The sequence below is a fragment of the Geodermatophilus sp. SYSU D00079 genome (assembly GCF_054050635.1).
In genome coordinates this window covers 36,399-54,529 of record NZ_JBJGZS010000022.1, presented here as the reverse complement: position 1 = coordinate 54,529, position 18,131 = coordinate 36,399, and the positions used below count along the sequence as shown (strand labels likewise).

The 18,131-nt window shown below is 73.5% G+C and carries 18 protein-coding genes; 12 read left to right on the top strand and 6 right to left on the bottom strand.

Going from position 1 to position 18,131, the window contains the following annotated elements; all coding sequences use genetic code 11:
* Positions 1-34: 34 nt before the first annotated feature.
* Both ACI79E_RS16795 and ACI79E_RS16790 read right to left on the bottom strand, forming a co-directional pair.
* On the bottom strand, positions 35-1,114 hold the full coding sequence (locus ACI79E_RS16795) for an inositol-3-phosphate synthase (RefSeq protein WP_456933710.1): 1,080 nt from the start codon (positions 1,112-1,114) through the stop codon (positions 35-37).
* Between the two features lie 86 nt (positions 1,115-1,200).
* A complete protein-coding gene (locus tag ACI79E_RS16790; protein ID WP_456933709.1) occupies positions 1,201-1,815 on the bottom strand; it encodes a PadR family transcriptional regulator in 615 nt (204 codons plus the stop codon).
* A gap of 168 nt (positions 1,816-1,983) precedes the next feature.
* On the opposite strand from ACI79E_RS16790, the gene ACI79E_RS16785 reads away from it, so the two are divergent.
* From ACI79E_RS16785 to ACI79E_RS16775, 3 genes are all read left to right on the top strand, one after another.
* Complete coding sequence (locus tag ACI79E_RS16785; RefSeq protein WP_456933708.1) at positions 1,984-2,397, top strand: DUF5318 domain-containing protein; 414 nt, start codon at positions 1,984-1,986, stop codon at positions 2,395-2,397.
* Positions 2,398-2,570: 173 nt separating this feature from the next.
* Positions 2,571-5,024, top strand: coding sequence for a transglycosylase domain-containing protein (locus ACI79E_RS16780; protein ID WP_456933707.1), 2,454 nt, complete (start codon positions 2,571-2,573; stop codon positions 5,022-5,024).
* 22 nt (positions 5,025-5,046) lie between these two features.
* Complete coding sequence (locus tag ACI79E_RS16775; RefSeq protein ID WP_456933706.1) at positions 5,047-6,660, top strand: glycosyltransferase family 87 protein; 1,614 nt, start codon at positions 5,047-5,049, stop codon at positions 6,658-6,660.
* Here the strand turns inward: ACI79E_RS16775 and ACI79E_RS16770 are convergent.
* The gene (locus tag ACI79E_RS16770) at positions 6,550-7,362 is read right to left on the bottom strand and encodes a deoxyribonuclease IV (protein ID WP_456933705.1); all 813 of its coding nucleotides are present in this window, start codon (positions 7,360-7,362) and stop codon (positions 6,550-6,552) included. The two genes, ACI79E_RS16775 and ACI79E_RS16770, sit on opposite strands and share 111 nt — an antisense overlap.
* A 193-nt stretch (positions 7,363-7,555) precedes the next feature.
* Between ACI79E_RS16770 and rpsF the strand changes: the two genes are divergently transcribed.
* The 4 genes from rpsF to rplI all read left to right on the top strand — a co-directional run bounded on the left by rpsF (position 7,556) and on the right by rplI (position 9,122).
* A complete protein-coding gene (gene rpsF / locus ACI79E_RS16765; protein ID WP_456933704.1) occupies positions 7,556-7,843 on the top strand; it encodes a 30S ribosomal protein S6 in 288 nt (95 codons plus the stop codon).
* Positions 7,844-7,845: 2 nt separating this feature from the next.
* Positions 7,846-8,325, top strand: a complete 480-nt coding sequence (locus ACI79E_RS16760; RefSeq protein WP_456933703.1) for a single-stranded DNA-binding protein — start codon at positions 7,846-7,848, stop codon at positions 8,323-8,325.
* Between the two features lie 102 nt (positions 8,326-8,427).
* A complete protein-coding gene (gene rpsR, locus ACI79E_RS16755; RefSeq protein ID WP_097207512.1) occupies positions 8,428-8,664 on the top strand; it encodes a 30S ribosomal protein S18 in 237 nt (78 codons plus the stop codon).
* A gap of 2 nt (positions 8,665-8,666) precedes the next feature.
* Positions 8,667-9,122 carry a 50S ribosomal protein L9 gene (rplI, locus tag ACI79E_RS16750; RefSeq protein ID WP_456933702.1) on the top strand — a complete coding sequence of 152 codons (456 nt, stop codon included), beginning with the start codon at positions 8,667-8,669 and terminating at the stop codon, positions 9,120-9,122.
* A gap of 114 nt (positions 9,123-9,236) precedes the next feature.
* Here rplI and ACI79E_RS16745 read toward each other — a convergent pair whose 3' ends face one another.
* On the bottom strand, positions 9,237-9,638 hold the full coding sequence (locus ACI79E_RS16745; protein ID WP_456933701.1) for a RidA family protein: 402 nt from the start codon (positions 9,636-9,638) through the stop codon (positions 9,237-9,239).
* Positions 9,639-10,154: 516 nt separating this feature from the next.
* On the opposite strand from ACI79E_RS16745, the gene dnaB reads away from it, so the two are divergent.
* From dnaB to ACI79E_RS16730, 3 genes are all read left to right on the top strand, one after another.
* Entirely contained in the window at positions 10,155-11,525 is a 1,371-nt protein-coding gene (gene dnaB, locus ACI79E_RS16740) for a replicative DNA helicase (RefSeq protein WP_456921882.1), read from the top strand.
* A gap of 64 nt (positions 11,526-11,589) precedes the next feature.
* Positions 11,590-12,036, top strand: a complete 447-nt coding sequence (locus tag ACI79E_RS16735; RefSeq protein ID WP_456933700.1) for a DUF7715 family protein — start codon at positions 11,590-11,592, stop codon at positions 12,034-12,036.
* A 61-nt stretch (positions 12,037-12,097) separates the two neighbouring features.
* On the top strand, positions 12,098-12,985 hold the full coding sequence (locus ACI79E_RS16730) for a hypothetical protein (protein ID WP_456933699.1): 888 nt from the start codon (positions 12,098-12,100) through the stop codon (positions 12,983-12,985).
* 63 nt (positions 12,986-13,048) lie between these two features.
* On the opposite strand, the gene ACI79E_RS16725 is transcribed toward ACI79E_RS16730, so the two are convergent.
* On the bottom strand, positions 13,049-14,245 hold the full coding sequence (locus ACI79E_RS16725; RefSeq protein WP_456933698.1) for a fatty acid desaturase family protein: 1,197 nt from the start codon (positions 14,243-14,245) through the stop codon (positions 13,049-13,051).
* A 33-nt stretch (positions 14,246-14,278) separates the two neighbouring features.
* Positions 14,279-15,379, bottom strand: a complete 1,101-nt coding sequence (locus ACI79E_RS16720) for a ferredoxin reductase (protein ID WP_456933697.1) — start codon at positions 15,377-15,379, stop codon at positions 14,279-14,281.
* Between the two features lie 107 nt (positions 15,380-15,486).
* On the opposite strand from ACI79E_RS16720, the gene ACI79E_RS16715 reads away from it, so the two are divergent.
* Together ACI79E_RS16715 and ACI79E_RS16710 are read left to right on the top strand one after the other, a co-directional pair.
* Positions 15,487-16,674, top strand: coding sequence for a PucR family transcriptional regulator (locus tag ACI79E_RS16715; protein ID WP_456933696.1), 1,188 nt, complete (start codon positions 15,487-15,489; stop codon positions 16,672-16,674).
* A gap of 23 nt (positions 16,675-16,697) precedes the next feature.
* Positions 16,698-18,002 carry a CoA transferase gene (locus ACI79E_RS16710; protein WP_456933695.1) on the top strand — a complete coding sequence of 435 codons (1,305 nt, stop codon included), beginning with the start codon at positions 16,698-16,700 and terminating at the stop codon, positions 18,000-18,002.
* Positions 18,003-18,131 lie beyond the last annotated feature (129 nt).

Genomic DNA, 18,131 nt, shown 5'->3' with positions numbered 1-18,131 from the left:
CGGGCTCGCGAGCGGTGGGGGCGGGAGGCCGTCGTCAGCGCTCGACGTCGCCGCGGATGAAGGCCTCCACGGCGTCACGGGCCTCGCTGTCGTCGTACTGCACCGGCGGGCTCTTCATGAAGTAGGACGACGCGGAGAGGATCGGGCCGCCGATGCCGCGGTCCTTGGCGATCTTCGCGGCGCGGACGGCGTCGATGATGATCCCGGCCGAGTTCGGGGAGTCCCAGACCTCGAGCTTGTACTCCAGGTTCAGCGGGACGTCGCCGAACGCGCGGCCCTCCAGGCGGACGTAGGCCCACTTGCGGTCCGACAGCCACGGCACGTGGTCCGACGGGCCGATGTGGACGTTGCCCGCACCCATGTCGCGGCCGACCTGGCTGGTGACCGACTGGGTCTTGGAGATCTTCTTGGACTCCAGGCGCTCGCGCTCGAGCATGTTCTTGAAGTCCATGTTGCCGCCGACGTTGAGCTGCATCGTGCGGTCCAGCTGCACGCCGCGGTCCTCGAACAGCTTGGCCAGCACCCGGTGGGTGATGGTGGCGCCGACCTGGCTCTTGATGTCGTCGCCGACGATCGGCACCCCGGCGGCGGTGAACTTGTCCGCCCACTCCTGGGTGCCGGCGATGAAGACCGGCAGGGCGTTGACGAACGCGACGCCGGCGTCGATGGCGCACTGGGCGTAGAACTCGGCGGCCTGCTGCGAACCGACCGGCAGGTAGCAGACGAGGACGTCGGCGCCGGACTCGCGCAGCGCCGCGACGACGTCCACCGGCTCCTCGTCGGACTCCTCCACCATCTCCCGGTAGTACCTGCCCAGGCCGTCGAGTGTGGTGCCGCGCTGCACGGAGACGCCCAGGGGCGGCACGTCGCAGATCTTGATGGTGTTGTTCTCGCTCGCGACGATGGCCTCGGACAGGTCGCGGCCGACCTTCTTGGCGTCGACGTCGAACGCGGCGACGAACTCCACGTCGGACACGTGGTACTCGCCGAAGCGCACGTGCATGAGCCCGGGCACCGAGGAGGTCTCGTCGGCGTCGCGGTAGTAGTGCACGCCCTGGACGAGCGACGCGGCGCAGTTGCCGACGCCGACGATGGCGACCTTGACAGATCCCACAGGGGTCTCCTTCTTTCTTGGACCGCGAACGGTCGGTGAGCGGACCGGGGACGGTCCTGCGTGTACGGAGGGCGGCGCCGCCGCGGTCAGCCCGGGGCGGGTGGTGGGTCGGCGTCCCCCGTGTCGGGGCCGCCGGTGCGCCGCCGCTCGCTGTCGGTCAGCTCCTGGTCGATCAGCTCGGCGAGCCAGCGGACCTCCCGGTCCACCGACTCCAGGCCGTGGCGCTGCAGCTCGAGGGTGTAGCGGTCCAGGCGCTGGCGGGTCCGCGCCAGCGAGGCCCGCAGGCCCTCCCGCTGCTGCTCCACGGTGCGCCGGCGACCCTCGAGGATCCGCAGCCGCACGTCGGCGGCGGTGTGCCGGAAGAACGCCAGCCGGACGCCGAAGAGCCCGCCGTCGTCGTACGCCTCCGGGCCGGCCTGGCTGACCAGCTCGTGGAAGCGCTCCTTGCCCTCCGCGGTGATCGTGTAGACCACCTTCCCGCGCCGGCCGGTCAGCGCCGGGGCGTCGGCCGGCAGCGGTGCGCGCGGGTCGGGCTCGTCGGTGGTGACGTAACCGGCCGCGTGCAGCCGCTTGAGCGCGGGATACAGCGAGCCGTAGGAGATGCTGCGCAGCCCCCCGAGCACCTGTGCGAGCTGTTTGCGCAGCTCGTAGCCGTGCATCGGGGACTGGTGCAGCAGACCCAGGATGGCGAGCTCGAGCACGTCGCCTCCCCTTCGCCCCACGGTTCGATGTATCGGGACGATACATCGGCAGGTGGCCGGGACGACACCGGCGGGTGACCGCGAGGTGGCGGCCCGGTGGCGCCCGCGATCGCCCGCGACCTGCTCGTCTGCGCTGACGGCGTCGGTCCCGGTGCGTACATTGGCGCCGTGCCCGGACGTCGATCCGTCGTGGACTACTCGCTGCAGCGGCGAGCCGTCCTCGCCGACGTGTACGCCGGACGCACGGGGCTCTTCGAGGTCTGCGACGCCAGTCCCTACCTCTCCCGGGCGGCCAAGTACCACGGCGAGGCGACCGACGTCGTCTGCCCGGTGTGCCGCAAGGAGCGCCTGACGCTGGTCAGCTACGTCTACGGCGAGCACCTCGGGCCGACGGCCGGACAGGCCAAGACCCCGGTCGAGCTCGCCCGGATGGACGCCGCGCAGGAGGAGTTCTCCGTCTACGCCGTCGAGGTGTGCCGCGGTTGTGGCTGGAATCACCTCGACTGCTCGTACGTGCTGGGGAACGAGCCCGAGCCGGGGCGTTCGCCCCGCCGGACCCGCCGGCGCGCGGCGACGGAGTAGTCGCCGCGGGGGACCGCGGGAACAAGGCGCACCGCCGGACCCTTCCGTCACGTGGGACCGCTGTGAGTACGGCGCTGCCGCGGGTCCTCCCCCGCTCTCACAGCTGAAGACGACACCCTGGGTGCGGGATGCCTTCGTCCCGCCCACCGAACGAGTCAGAGAGGGGCCCCTTCGTGCCTCCCCACGACGAGACCTCCCCGGTCGGGCCGCACGGCGGCCCGGACCGCCGACCGGCGCCGGGCCGCAGCGGCGGCGGGAACGGCGGCAACCGGCGGCCACCGGCCGGCCGTGGGGGCCGGACGACGGCGTCGCGGTCCGGCGCACGCCCCGGTTCCGCCGTCGCACGGTCCGGTCGGCCGGCGGGCCGGCCGACGGCCAAGGCGGCGCGCACGAGGAAGCAGAAGCGGCGTCGCCGGCTGAAGGTCGTCGGTGCGACGCTCGCCGGCCTGCTCGTGCTGCTCGGCGTCTTCGTCGGCGTGGTGTACGCGACCACCGAGGTGCCCGACCCCGACTCGGTGCAGAACGCGCAGACGACCGTCGTCTACTACGCCGACGGCACCACCGAGATGGCCCGCCTGGGCGCGGAGAACCGCACCAACGTGGGTCTGGACGAGGTCTCCGAGCCGGCGCGCAACGCGATCCTCGCGGCGGAGAACCGCAGCTTCTACTCCGACCCGGGCATCTCCTTCACCGGCATCGTCCGGGCCGCGTGGAACAACCTCACCGGCGGCTCGACGCAGGGTGGCTCGACGATCACCCAGCAGTACGTGAAGAACGCCTTCCTGACCCACGACCAGACGTTCAGCCGCAAGTTCCAGGAGCTCTTCCTCGCCATCAAGCTGGACAACCAGTACGAGAAGGACGAGATCCTCGAGAACTACCTCAACACCATCTACTTCGGCCGCGGCGCCTACGGCATCGAGGCCGCGGCCAACACCTTCTTCGGGGTGCCGGCCGCCGAGCTGACGCCCCAGCAGGGTGCGGTGCTCGCCGTCCTGGTCCGCAGCCCGTCGGGGTACGACCCGGAGGTCAACCCGGAGGGTGCCCAGGACCGCTGGGGCCTGGTGCTCGACGCGATGGTCGACGAGGGCTGGCTGACCCAGGCCGAGCGGGACGCCTCGGTGTACCCGCCGGTGCTGCCCAAGACCGGCACCAACCTCGGCATCCCCGGCACCCACGAGGGTCTGGTCGTGCAGCGCGCCCTCGCCGAGCTGGAGACCAAGGGCTACACCGAGCAGCAGATCCGGGCCGGTGGGCTGCGGATCACCACCACGGTGGACAAGCCGGCTCAGGACGCCGCGGCGGCCGCCGTCCAGGAGGTGATGGACGGCGAGCCCGAGCAGCTGCGGCAGGCGCTGGTGGCCGTCGACCCGCGCAGCGGCGCGGTGCGCGCCTACTACGGCGGCGCGAACGGCACGGGGACCGACTACGCCCAGGCCCAGCGGCAGCCCGGCTCGTCGATGAAGCCCTACGCGCTGGCCGCCGCGCTGGAGGAGGGCATCAGCGTCAACGCCCGCCGCGACGGCAGCTCGCCGCAGAAGTTCGACGACCGCGAGGCGCTGGTGCGCAACTCCGGCGGCGCGTCCTGCGGCTCCTGCACGCTGGTCGAGGCCATGACCCGGTCGCTGAACACCACCTTCTACGGCCTGGCCCACGAGATCGGCCCGGAGCGGGTCCGCGAGGTCGCGCTGGCCGCGACCGGTCTGCCGGAGGTGTGGCCGGAGGGGACCAACCTCGCCGGCAACACCACGCTGGCCAACGCCGACGGCTTCACCGGGTCGGCGATCGGCATCGGCGAGTACGAGATGCGCCCGATCGACCAGGCCCACGGCTTCGCCACGCTGGCCAACGGCGGCGTCGAGCACGAGCCCTTCTTCGTCTCCCGCGTGACCGACAGCGAGGGCGCGCTGCTGCTGGAGTACTCCGGTGACGCCGGGGACCAGGCCATCGACGGTGACGTCGCCAACGACGTGACCTTCGCGCTCAAGGGCGTGGCGGCCTACTCCAAGCGGGCGCTGGACGGCGGCCGCGAGGTGGCCAGCAAGACCGGTACGCAGGGGCAGGGCGAGGACAACTCCGACGCCTGGATGGTCGGCTACACCCCGTCGCTGTCGACCGCGGTGTGGATGGGCAACGACTCCCCCAGCGACCCGATCGTCAACGCGAACCGCCAGATCATCTACGGCTCCGGCCTGCCGGGCGCCATCTGGCAGGAGTTCATGAACACCGTCCTCGAGGGGACGCCCAAGGAGGACCTGCCCGACCGGGCGGTCATCCGCGGCGACACCGGCGTGGGCGTGCCCGCCCCGGCTCCCCAGACGCGGCAGTCGCAGCCGACGGCTCCCCCGGCCCCGCAGACGCAGCCGTCCACCCCGCCGGTCGTCGACGACGGCACCCCGGACGACGGGGCCGGCGAGCAACCGGACACGGGGAGTCAGCCCAACGGCGGGACGACCGGCGGTCAGCCCAACACGGGGCAGCCCAACACCGGTCAGCCCAACACCGGTCAGCCCAACACGGGCCAGCCGAACACCGGGCAGCCCAACCCCGGGGCCGGTGTCCCCGCGCCGGCCCAGCCGGCCCAGCCGGTGCCACCGCCCGACAGCGAGCTGCAGCCGATCGGCTGACCTGCGCGGGCAGACTGTCCGCGTGAGCACTCCCCCGCAGGGCCCGTCCGACCCGGCTGACCAGCCGGCGGGCGGGCCCTCGGCGTCTCCCGGGGCCCCCGCCGCCCGGCCGGACGACGGGCGGCCCGACCGCGTCGTCCCGACCTGGACCGATCCGGTCGCGACGCAGGCCAGCGAGGCCGTGGGTGGCCCGTGGGGACGGCACGCGGTCACCGGCCGGGCCCTGTTCTGGACGCCGCTGCGGGTCTGCCTGCTGTTCACCACGACCGTGCTGGCCCTCGCCTGGGTCAAGCAGGCGCCGTGCTCGGACGGCAACTGGGCCGGCTGGGTGCAGTACACGCACTTCTGCTACTCCGACACCGTCCCGCTGTACGGCCTGCACGGGCTCGACCGCGGCGCGGTGCCCTACCTGGACTCCGCCGTCGAGTACCCGGTGCTCACCGGCGCACTCATGCTCGTCTCGGCCGCGCTCGGCCGGGTCTACGACGCGCTCGCGGCCGCGACCGGCGTGCTGCCCGCCGTCCCGGCGGTGCAGTCCTACTACGTCGCCACCTGCCTGCTGCTGTCGTTGTGCGCCCTGCTGGTCACCCGCGCGGTCCTCGGCGTCTCCGGGCGGCGCCCGTGGGACGCGGCGATGGTGGGGCTGTCCCCGCTGCTGTTCGTGCACGCGTTCACCAACTGGGACCTGCTGGCCGTCGCCCTGGCCTCGCTCGGCCTGTGGGCCTGGGCCCGCCGCCGCCCCGTGCTCGCCGGGGCGCTGCTGGGCCTCGGCGTGGCCGCCAAGCTGTACCCGGTGCTGCTGCTCGGCGCCCTGTTCCTGCTGTGCCTGCGGTCCGGCCGGCTGGGCACCTGGCTCCGGACGGCGCTCGCCGCGGTGGTGGCCTGGGTGGCGGTCGACCTGCCCGTCGCCGTCCTCGCCCCGGAGAACTGGTCGCGGTTCTTCCGGCTCAACAGCCAGCGGCCGGCCGATCCGGACACCCTGTGGAACATCGCGATCCACGTCTCCGGCGGACGGCTGTTCGACGGTCCGCTGGCCGAGGGCGAGGCACCGGTCGTGCTCAACGCGGTCGTGGCCGTCGCGGTGCTCGCCCTGGTCGCCGCGGTCGCCTGGCTGACGCTGGCCGCCCCGGTGCGGCCCCGCGTCGCCCAGGTGGCGTTCCTGCTGGTCGCCGGGTTCCTGCTGCTCAACAAGGTCTGGAGCCCGCAGTTCTCCCTCTGGCTGCTCCCGCTGGCGGTGCTCGCCCGGCCGCGGTGGCGGGCACTGCTGCTGTGGCAGGCCACCGAGGCGCTGCTGTGGGTGCCCCGGCTGCTCTGGTACCTCGGCACCGACAACCGCGGCGTCGAGGTGCAGTGGTTCTTCCTCGCCGTGACGGTGCGCGACGTCGCCGTCGTCGTCCTCATGGCCCTGGTCGTGCGGGACGTCTGGCGGCCGGACGGCGACGTCGTCCGGGTGAGCTGGCCCGGTGTCGACGACCCCGCCGGCGGCGTCCTCGACCACGCCCCGGACCGGGTGGTGCTGGGGCGCTCAGCCCAGGCGGTCCCGGAGCAGGGCGATCTCCTCGGCGTGGGCGGCGGCGTCGCCGGGGGTCTCGAGCACGACCGGACAGTCCGCGGCGCGCGCCACCTCGACGAGTAGGTCCGCCGGGATCTCCCCGTCGGTCAGCGGCGCGTGCCGGTCGCGGCTGGACCCGGCCGGGTCGCGGCTGTTGTTCAGGTGCACGAGGTCGACGCGGCCGGTGATCGCCCGGACGTCGTCCACCGCGGTCGCGAGGTCCCAGCCGGCGGCCCAGGCGTGGCAGGTGTCGAGCACGAAACCGGCACCGAACTCGCCGACGGCCTCCCACAGCCGCGCGATCGCGTCGAGGTCGCGGGCCATCGCGTTGCCGCCGCCCGCGGTGTTCTCGATCAGCAGGGGGACGGCGAAGCCGCCGGCCTCGGCCTGGCGCGCGAAGGTCTTCCGCCAGTTGTCGACGCCGGCCGCGGGGTCGTCCTTGGCCAGCACGTGGCCGCCGTGCACGACCATGGCGCGGGCGCCGATCGCGGCCGCCGCCTGGGCGTGCTTGTCCAGCAGCTTGCGGCTCGGGATGCGGATGCGGTTGTTCGTCGTCGCCACGTTGAGCACGTAGGGCGCGTGGACGACGACCATGACGCCACCGGCGAGCAGGTCGGCGGCGTCCGGGCGGGGCTTCGGGGCGGTCCAGCCCTGCGGGTCGGCGAGGAAGACCTGCACGCCGTCGGCGTCCATCTCCGCGGCGCGCGCCAGCGGACCGCCGGCGTCGAGCTCGTTGTCCTCGGTCAGGCCAGGGCCGACGTGTACGCCGATCGGGTGAGCTGCCACGGCGCGCACCCTAGTTGCGCCGGGTGACGGTGCCGGGCCTGTGGAAGCCGTCGACCGGTGGGGTCGCGGTTGACGTAGACTGGCCGGAGCGCGTTCCAGCGGTGGCTGTCACCGAGGGGGCGCGCGACGCGTGTACGACCCTCCTGCTGCAGACCGACTGCAGCCGTCCAGACCAGAGGAGGTGGGGTTCTCCGTGCGTCACTACGAACTGATGGTCATCCTCGACCCCGATCTCGAGGAGCGGACCATCGCGCCGTCCCTCGACCGGTTCCTGACCGTCGTCAGCAACTCCGGCGGCACGTTCAAGACCGAGATCTGGGGCCGTCGCCGCATGGCCTACGAGATCAAGAAGCAGGTCGAGGGCATCTACGCCGTCATCGACATCCAGGCCGAGCCGGCCGCGGTCGCCGAGCTCGACCGGCAGCTCAACCTGAACGAGTCGGTCCTGCGCACGAAGCTGATGCGGCCCGAGGCCCACTGACGATGGCCGGCGAGACCGTCATCACCGTCATCGGCAACCTGACGTCGGACCCGGAGCTGCGGTTCACGCCGTCCGGCGCCGCGGTCGCCAACTTCACCGTCGCCTCGACGCCGCGGACCTTCGACCGCCAGTCGCAGGAGTGGAAGGACGGCGAGGCGCTCTTCCTGCGCTGCAACGTGTGGCGGCAGGCGGCGGAGAACGTCGCCGAGTCGCTGACCCGCGGTTCGCGGGTGATCGTCTCCGGCCGGCTCAAGCAGCGGTCGTTCGAGACCAAGGAAGGCGAGAAGCGCACCGTCGTCGAGCTGGAGGTCGACGAGATCGGCCCCTCGCTCCGCTACGCCACCGCGAAGGTCACCAAGGCCTCGCGCGGTGAGGGTGGCGGCGGCTTCGGCGGTGGCGGCGGCGGTGGCGGCTTCGGTGGCGGCGGGTCCAGCGACCCGTGGTCGACCCCGGCCCCGCCGTCGGACGAACCGCCCTTCTGAGACAGGCCTCCGTCCTCCTCACCCCTCGCACGCTCGGGGTGGGCCTCTGGACGGGGCCGACCACTCGTTCCCTGAATCCCTCTTCGTAACTGGAGAACCCCGGTGGCCAAGCCCCCCATCCGCAAGCCGAAGAAGAAGGTCTGCCAGTTCTGCAAGGACAAGGCGACCTACATCGACTACAAGGACACGACCCTGCTGCGGAAGTTCATCTCCGACCGCGGCAAGATCCGTGCCCGCCGCGTCAGCGGCAACTGCAGCCAGCACCAGCGGGACGTCGCCGTGGCCGTGAAGAACAGCCGCGAGATGGCCCTGCTCCCCTACACCTCGACGGCGCGCTGACCATGAGCACCCAGAAGCTGATCCTGACGCAGGAGGTCACCGGTCTCGGGTCCTCCGGTGACACCGTGGAGGTCAAGGGCGGGTACGCCCGCAACTACCTCCTGCCCCGCGGCCTGGCCATCGTCGCCACCCGCGGTGCCGAGAAGCAGGTCGAGTCGCTGCGCCGGGCGCGTGCCGCCCGCGAGGTGCGGTCGCTCGAGGAGGCGCAGACCGTGGCCGGCAGCCTGTCCGGGCTGACCGTCCGTGTGCCGGCCCGCGCAGGTGAGGGCGGCCGCCTGTTCGGCCGCGTCACCACCGCCGACGTCGTCAACGCCGTCACCGCCGCCGGTGGCCCGGCGCTGGACCGTCGCCGCGTGGAGCTGCCCAGCAGCATCAAGACCACGGGGCAGCACACCGTCACCGTGCGGGTGCACCCCGAGGTGACCGCGCAGCTGGCGATCGAGGTCGTCCCCAGCTGAAGGAACACCCCGTCCTCCCCACCCTTCGCACGCTCAGGGTGGGACCCGGGACGGGGCCGCCCGGGAGGGGCGTCGGACTCCGGTCCGGCGCCCCTCCCGGCGTTCCGGGCCCGGTCAGTCGACCGCGGTCGCCTCGAGCTCGACCATCAGCTCCGGGAAGGCCAGCCGGGTGACCCCGACCAGCGTCGCGGCCGGGCGCACGCCGGCGGCCCCGAGCCGTTCGGCCAGGGTGCCGTAGCAGCCCATCATCGCGTCGACGTCGGTCGTGTAGGTGTTCAGCCGGACGACGTTGGCCAGCGTCATCCCGGCCTCCCGCAGGACCGCCTCCACGTTGTCCAGGGCCAGTGTCACCTGTGCCGCGAGGTCCCCGGGGTGCTGCGGGGTGCCCTCGGGGGACATGGCGGCCTGGCCGGAGCACACCAGCACGCGGCCGGCCCCCTCGACCACCTCGGCCTGGTTGAAGCCGATGGCCAGCGACCAGGGCCACGGGTTGACGGGGGTGCGGGTGACGGGCATCGGTCCTCCCCTCCTCGGCCGCCGCCGCGGGGCCGCGACGGTCGGCGGGCAGGGGGCCCATGGTGGACCACCGGCGGCTCCGTGTGGAGTTGTGGACATGTGACCCGTGGGGCTGGTGGGCGGCTCCCGCGACACGCCGGTGGACGACACCAGGATTTCTCCGTGATTTCTCCCGTCCACACCCGGTGGGTCGTCTTCCCGCAGGTCAGCGGCGGGATGTGGAGCCGCGCGCCCGTGAGTCCCCCGCTGTCTCCACATGTCGACACGTCTGTGTCCACCGACTTGTCCACAAGTTGTGCAGAACGGGGTGCACAGCGGTGTTGGACTGCTCCGTCCCAGCTTCCTAACGTCCTCCCCGAGCCACCGCCGGCGCGTTCTGTCGGTGCCGCGCGGTAGCAAGACCCGAACACGCGTTCGAGTCAGGTGTACGTCGTTTCTGGTGCTTCCCCCACCAGGCCCCGGCCAGCGGCCGGGGTCTGTTCGCGGGTGCGCCGGTGAGTGGATGGAGGAGCCTCCGTGGCGGTGGCCGACGAGTTCAGCCGACCGATGCCGACGGCGCCGGAGTACGACCGGCAGCCGCCGCAGGACGTCGCGGCCGAGCAGTCGGTGCTCGGTGGCATGTTGCTGAGCAAGGACGCGATCGCCGACGTCGTCGAGGTGCTGGCCGGCCCCGACTTCTACCGGCCCGCCCACCAGGTGATCTTCGACTGCATCCTCGACCTGTACGGCCGTGGCGAGCCGGCCGACGCCATCACCGTCGCCGCGGAGCTCAACCGCACCGACCAGCTGTCGAAGATGGGCGGCGCGGTCTACCTGCACACGCTCATCCAGTCCACGCCCACGGCGGCCAACGCCGGCTACTACGCGGCGATCGTGGCCGAGCAGGCGGTGCTGCGCCGGCTGGTGGAGGCCGGCACGCGGGTGGTCCAGCTGGGCTACGGCGCCGCGGGCGGCAAGGGCGACGTCGACGACATCGTCGACCGCGCCCAGCAGGAGATCTACGACGTCACCGAGAAGCGCATGAGCGAGGACTACGCGCGCCTCGAGGACGTCCTCCAGCCGACGATGGACGAGCTCGACGCCATCGCCTCCCGCGGCGGCACCGCGCGGGGCGTGCCCACCGGCATCCGCGACCTCGACGAGCTCACCAACGGCCTGCAGGCCGGTCAGATGGTCGTCATCGCCGCCCGTCCCGGTGTGGGCAAGTCGACCCTCGGGCTCGACATCGCCCGCTCGGCCACCGTGAAGCACCACCTGCCGGCGGTCATCTTCTCGCTGGAGATGAGCAAGCACGAGATCACCATGCGTCTGCTGTCGGCCGAGGCGAAGGTGCCGCTGCACCACATGCGCGCCGGCACGCTGTCGGACGAGGACTGGTCGAAGCTGGCCCGCCGCATGGGCGAGATCGCCGACGCCCCGCTCTACATCGACGACTCACCGAACATGACGATGATGGAGATCCGGGCCAAGGCGCGGCGGCTCAAGCAGCGCAACGACCTCAAGCTCGTCGTCATCGACTACCTCCAGCTGATGACGTCGGGCAAGCGGGTGGAGAGCCGCCAGCAGGAGGTCTCGGAGTTCTCCCGTGCGCTCAAGCTGCTGGCCAAGGAGCTCGAGGTGCCGGTCATCGCCATGTCGCAGCTCAACCGTGGGTCCGAGCAGCGTCAGGACAAGAAGCCGATGCTGTCCGACCTCCGCGAGTCCGGCTCCATCGAGCAGGACGCCGACATGGTCATGATGATCCACCGCGAGGACATGTACGAGAAGGAGAGCCCGCGGGCCGGCGAGGCCGACATCATGCTGGTCAAGCACCGCAACGGCCCCACCGCGAACGTCACCGTCGCCTTCCAGGGCCACTACAGCCGCTTCGTGGACATGGCCAACTGACCGATCCCCTCCCGGGCCACCGGCGCGGTCCGGAACTGTCGGACCCCGCTGCCACGGTGGGCGCGTGAAGCTGTTGACCGCGACGTACACGGGCCAGGGCGAGCAGGACGGCGACTTCTGCTCCGCCGTCGAGGGCGAGCTGGTCCTGGTGGGTGACGTCTGCGCGGCCGACCAGGCCGACCCCGACCCGGACGGCGGGTGCGGCTGCGGCCGGGCCTTCACCGGGCTCAGCTCGCACCGGGGGACGACGACCGCCCTGGTCCGCGACCTCGACTTCTCCGCCGAGGACCTGCACCTCGCCGTGGAGACGCACCTCGCCGCCAGCGGGTTCGGGCCGGAGCTCCTGGGCGACGAGGACTTCGCCGACCTGGTCGAGGAGACGGTGCGCGAGGCGGTGGCCTTCGCGCGCTGGTGGCCGGTGGGCACGGTCCTCGGTCGCCGGCTGGACGTCGTGCGCAGCCGGTCACTGCCCTCCGGAGCGGAGAACCACCGCGGGGCCGGCGACCCGTGACCCACAGCCCGGTCACGGCAGGCGGCACTCCGCCGTCGGTGGGTCGCGCCAGGGTGGGCACATGAGCGTCGACCTCTCCGCCGCCACCGACTTCATGGCGGCGCACGCCCGGCTGCTCGACCGCCGGCGGTTCGAGCACCTCTTCGGGGACGGCGAGGGTGACGCCGTCCTCACCGCCGTCGAGGCGTACCGCAACCCGGACGGCGGCTACGGCTGGGGCCTGGAGCCCGACCTGCGCTCGCGCACCAGCCAGCCCGGCGGTGCGCTGCACGCCTTCGAGGCCTTCGCCGACGCCGCGCCGGCCACGACCGGGCGGGCCCGCGAGCTGTGCGACTGGTGTGCCGCCGCCTCCCTGCCCGACGGTGGGCTGCCCTTCGCCCTCCCGGTGCCCGACCTCGCCGGCTGTGCACCGTTCTGGGTGTCCGCCGACGGCACGTCGTCCTCCCTGCAGATCACCGCGATCGTCGCCGCCACGGCCGCCCAGGTGGCCGCGCACGACCCCGCCGTCGCCGGGCACCCGTGGCTGGCGCGGGCGACGGCGTACTGCCTGGCCGCCGTCCGGCGCCTGGGCCCCGAGCCGCACGCCCTGGAGCTGGCCTTCGCCGTGCGGTTCCTCGACACGGTGCACGCCACCCACCCCGAGGCCGGGGAGCTCCTCGACCGCCTCGGGCGGCACGTCCCGGCCGACGGGCTGGTGCACGTGGCCGGCGGGGCGGACGACGAGTTCATGCGCCCGCTGGACTTCGCGCCCCACCCGGGGAGCCCCGCGCGCGCCCTGGTGAGCCCGGAGGCGGTCGAGCGGGAACTCGAGCGGCTGGCCGCCCAGCAGCAGGACGACGGCGGCTGGCGGGTCGACTTCGACAGCTGGTCACCCGCGGCGGCGCTCGAGTGGCGCGGGCACCGCACCGTGGAGGCCCTCACCCTCCTGCGCGCCAACGGCGCCCTCTGACGACGGCGTCCCCGGGCCCGAGGTCGGGCACCGGGGACGCGCGGTCGTGCGGTCGGGCGTGGGTCAGGCGGCGGACTCGGCCATCAGCCGGCGGCGCACCGTCGGCGACCCGGTACTCATCTTGTAGAGCTTGACCAGCTGCGACGGCAGGTTCCGCACCGTCGTCTTGTCCAGCCAGCCGTTGGGCAGCGACAGTCGGATGATCTTGTGCCAGGCCGACGCGACCTGCTTGGGCATCGGGGCGGCGTGGTAGTTGAGCCCGTAGCGGTCGAACAGGTCCCGGACCTTGGGGGCGATCTCGGCGTACCGGTTGCTCGGCAGGTCGGGGAACAGGTGGTGCTCGATCTGGTGCGACAGGTTGCCGGTCATGATGTGCATGGCCTTGGACCCGGAGATGTTCGCCGAGCCCAGCATCTGCCGCAGGTACCACTCGCCGCGGGTCTCCCCGTCGATCGAGCGCTTCTCGAAGGTCTCGACGCCCTCGGGGAAGTGCCCGCAGAGGATGACCGAGTTCGACCACACGTTGCGCACCAGGTTGGCCACGACGTTGGCCGCGAGGGTCGCCATGAAGTTCGGTCCGGACAGCAGCGGGTGGACGAGGTAGTCCTTGCGCACCTGCCGGCCGATCTTGCGGAGCACGGCCTTGGCGCGGGCGCGGAACTCGGGGTCCCCGGTCTGCTTCTTGGCGATGACGGCCCCGAGCTCGAGGTCGTAGGCGGCGATGCCGTACTCGAAGAAGCAGGCGTTGATGAAGCTCCACAGCGGCTGCCCGAGGTACATCGGCACCCACCGCTGGTCCTCGTCGACGCGCATGATGCCGTAGCCGAGGTCGTTGTCCTTGCCGATCACGTTCGTGTACGTGTGGTGCAGCTCGTTGTGCGAGTGCTTCCACTGCTCGGCCGGGCTGGCCATGTCCCACTCCCACGTCGTGGAGTGGATCTTCGGGTCGCGCATCCAGTCCCACTGGCCGTGCAGGATGTTGTGCCCGATCTCCATGTTGTCGAGGATCTTGGCCACCGAGAGGCCGATCGTCCCGACGATCCAGGCCGGCGGGAAGCCCGAGGCCAGCAGCACGGCGCGGCTGCCCAGCTCGATCTTGCGGTGGACGTCGATGACCTTGCGGATGTAGGCCGCATCGGCCTCACCGCGGGTGTCGATGACGCCCTGGCGGATCTCGTCGAGCTCCTTGCCGATGAGCTCGATGTCCTCGGCGGTGAGGTGGCCGATCGGGTTGACGGGCTTCTTCTGCAGAACGGTCACGCGGCAGGCTCCTGGAGGGGTCGCGGTGGTGGGTCAGTGGTCGATGTCGCAGGCGCCGGCGGCGGCGCTCACGCAGGTCTGGACGAGGACGCCGTCCCCGGGGGCGGCGGTGGTGACCTCGCCGTTGCGCAGGTCGCGGACCGCGCCCTGCCGCAGCGGCAGCACGCAGCCGAAGCAGATGCCCATCCGGCACCCGCTCGGCATGAGGACGCCGGCCTCCTCGGCGGCGTCCAGGATCGGCGTCGCGCCGTCGGCGTCCACCGTCGTGCCCGACCTGGTGAAGGAGACGGTGCCGCCCTCGCCGGCGACGACGATGGTGGGGCGGAACCGCTCGGTGAACAGCCGGTCGGCGAGCCCGGCGGTCTCCCAGTGCTCCTCCAGCGCCTCGAGCAGCCCGACCGGCCCGCACGCCCAGGTGGCGCGCTCGGCGTGGTCCGGGACCAGCGCGGTGATCGCCGCGGGGGACAGGGTGCCGGCGGTGTCGGTGTGCTGCTCGACCAGCCGGATCCGGCCCGCGGCGGCCAGTGCGCGCAGCTCGGCGCCGAAGACGACGTCCTCGGCGGTGGGCGCGGAGTGCACGAGGACGACGTCGGTGAGCTCGGGGTGGTTGCGCAGGATGCCCATCACCGGGGTGATGCCCGAGCCGGCGGTGACGAACAGCGCCTTGGCGGGGACGGGGGTCGGCAGCACGAACTCGCCCGCGGCCTGGTCCAGCTGCACGATCGTGCCCGGCCGGGTGCGGTGCACCAGGTGGTTGCTGACCTTGCCGCCGGGGATGGCCTTGACGGTGATGCTGATGCAGCCGTCGGCGCGGGTGAGGTCCGAGGTCAGCGAGTAGGCGCGCCACTGGCGGACGCCGTCGACGTCGACGCCGATGCGCACCCACTGGCCGGGCACGTGGGGCCGCCAGTCGGCGCCCGGGCGGATCACCAGGGTGGCGGCGTCGCGGGTCTCGCGGTGCACCGCCTCGATGCGCCCGCGCAGGGGGGCACCGGAGCGCAGGGGGCGCACCATGTCGAGGTAGTCGTCGGGCAGCAGCGGCGTCGTCACCAGCTCGGCGAGACGCAGCGCACGGTTGCGGAGGGCGGTCAGGGCCGGCCGGGCCGGGGAAGGGCGCGGAACGGTCGCGGTCATGCTTCTGATCGTTCCCAGCCATGCAGGCAATTACCTGTGCCCTGGACGTGAACCTCGGGCCCGGTACTGTTCCCGCCGAACAAAGCGCCGGTGACTGTGAGGTGAGTGTGACGCCGGAGCAGAACCCCTTCACCCCCGCGGTGGCCACGGCGATGCGCGCCGAGCTGCCCGCGGTGGCCGAGCGCACGGTGGCCGCGATCGTCGTCGAGGTGCCCAGTTACGCCGAGGCGTTCCAGGGCGACATGGGCCGGGCGATCGAGAACGCCGTCCAGCTGGCGCTGGGCGGGTTCCTCCAGCTGGCGACGACGACCGGTGGCGGCGACGCCAGCCGGCCGATCGGGCCGGCGCTGGAGGGCGCCTACGCCCTGGGCCGAGGGGAGGCCAAGAACGGGCGGACGATGGACGCCCTGCTGGCCGCCTACCGCGTCGGCGCGCGCGTGGCCTGGCGGCACATGAGCGAGACGGCGGTGGGCGCCGGGATGCCGGCGGCCTCGCTGGCCCGCTTCGCCGAGCTGGTGTTCGCCTACATCGACGCGCTCTCGGCCTCCAGCGTCGCCGGCCACGCCGACCACCTCGCCACCAGTGGCCGCGAGCGCCGCCGTCACCTGGAGCGGCTGGCCGAGCTGCTGCTCACGGGGAGCCCGGCCTACGACCTGGCCGCAGCGGCCGAGCGGGCCGACTGGACGCCGCCGCGCACCCTCACCGCCGTGCTCCTCCCGGAGGCCCGTGCCCGGGGGGCGGTGGCCCAGCTCGACGCCCGCACGCTGCAGGCGGGCGCGGACCTCCCCGGTGCCGAGTCCGCCACGGAACGGGCGGTGCTGCTCGTGCCGGACGCGGAGGGCTTCGCCCGGGCGGGCCTGCTCAAGGCGCTGTCCGGGCGGGAGGCCGTCGTCGGACCGCCGCGGCCGTGGCAGCACGCCCGGTCGTCCTACTCCCGGGCGCTGCGGGCGCTGCAGCTGGGCCTGCGGCCGGAGGGCGAGGCGCCGGTGGACACCGAGCAGCGGCTGGCCGAGCTGGTCCTCCGGGCCGACGGCGAGGCGCTGGCCGACCTGCGCGCCCAGGTGCTCGCGCCGCTGGACGACCTGGCGCCGGGCCCGCGGGAGAAGCTGGTCGAGACGCTGCGGTCGTGGCTGGTGCACCACGGACGGCGGGAGCGGATCGCCGGGGAGCTGTTCGTCCACCCGCAGACCGTCCGCTACCGGATGGGGCAGCTGCGTGAGCTGTTCGGCGTCCGCCTGGAGGACCCCCGCACCGTGCTGGAGCTGACGATCGCCCTGGGCACCGCGGAGCCCTGAGGCCGCTCCCTACGATCGCCGCCGTGGTCGGTGTGCTCGACGAGGTCTGGCCGCTGCTGACCGGTGCGGCGGCGCCGGCGGTCCGGGTGTCCGGGGCGACCGGTCTGGACGGGCCGCTGCCCGTCCCCGACCTGGCCGTGGGGGCGGTGGCCGCGCAGCTGCTGGCCGCCCGGCGGCTGGCGGGTCGGCCGCTGGACGGCCTCGAGGTGGACGCCGCGCACGTCGGGCTGGCGTTCCGGAGCGAGCGGTACGCCGCCGTCGGCGGGCGGCCGGTGGCGCCGGGGTTCGCGCCGCTGTCGCGGTTCTGGCGGACCGCCGACGGCTGGCTGCGGCTGCACGGCAACTACCCGCACCACCGGGACGCCGCACTCCGGGTCCTGGGGCCCGAGGGCGGGCCGGCGGCGGAGCGGTGGCGGGCCGAGGAGCTGGAGGCCGCCGTGGTCGCGGAGGGAGGCGCGGCCGCCGCCGTCCGGCCGCGGTCGGCCTGGGCGGGGACGCCGCAGGGGCGCGCCGTGGCGGCCGCTCCGCTGGTCGGGCTGCGCCGGGTCGCGGACGGGCCCGCGCGGGCGTCGTCCCCCGCCGGGGTTCGGGTGCTCGACCTGACCCGGGTCATCGCCGGTCCGGTGGCCACCCGCACGCTGGCCTCGCACGGCGCCGACGTCCTGCGGGTGGACAGCCCGCGGCTGGCCGAGGACCCGGGACAGCTGGTCGACACGGGCCCGGGCAAGCGGCACGTGCTGCTGGACCTCGCCGCGGCCGCCGACCGCCGCACCGTCGAGGAGCTGCTGGCGGGGGCGGACGTCGTCGTCCAGGGGTACCGGCCCGGGGCGCTGGCGCGGTTCGGACTGGACCCGGCCGCGTTGGCCGACCGCTTCCCGCACCTGGTCGTGGTGAGCCTGTCGGCGTGGGGTGCGGCGGGGCCGTGGGGCGGGCGGCGCGGCTTCGACTCGCTCGTGCAGGCGGCGACCGGCATCGCGGTCGAGTGCGGATCCGCCGACGCGCCGGGCGTGCTGCCGGCGCAGGCGCTGGACCACGCGACCGGTCACCTGGCCGCCGCGACGGTGCTGGCCGCGCTGGCCCGGCGCGGGGAGGAGGGCGGCGGCTGGCACGGGGAGCTGTCCCTGGCCGGGACGGCGCACTGGCTGCTGTCGGCGCCCCGGGGGCCGTCCGAGCCCGCGGGCCCTCCGGTCGACCCCGGGCCGTACCTGCTCTCGCTGCCGTCGGCCGCGGGTGCGGTGACGCTGGTCGCGCCGCCGGGGTCACCGCCCTGGCCGACCGCGGCCGCGGGGCCGGCGGGTCAGCGCCCCGGCTGGCTGCCCCGGCCGTAGCCGGGCACCGCCCAGGGCTCCGACGGCGGGCACGCGCCTCGGCCGGTGCGGCGGGATCGCGTCACGGCGTCCTGGTGGCCGGTGCACAGCTGCCGTCCAGGTCCCGTGCTGACGATGGTGCGGCCGGGT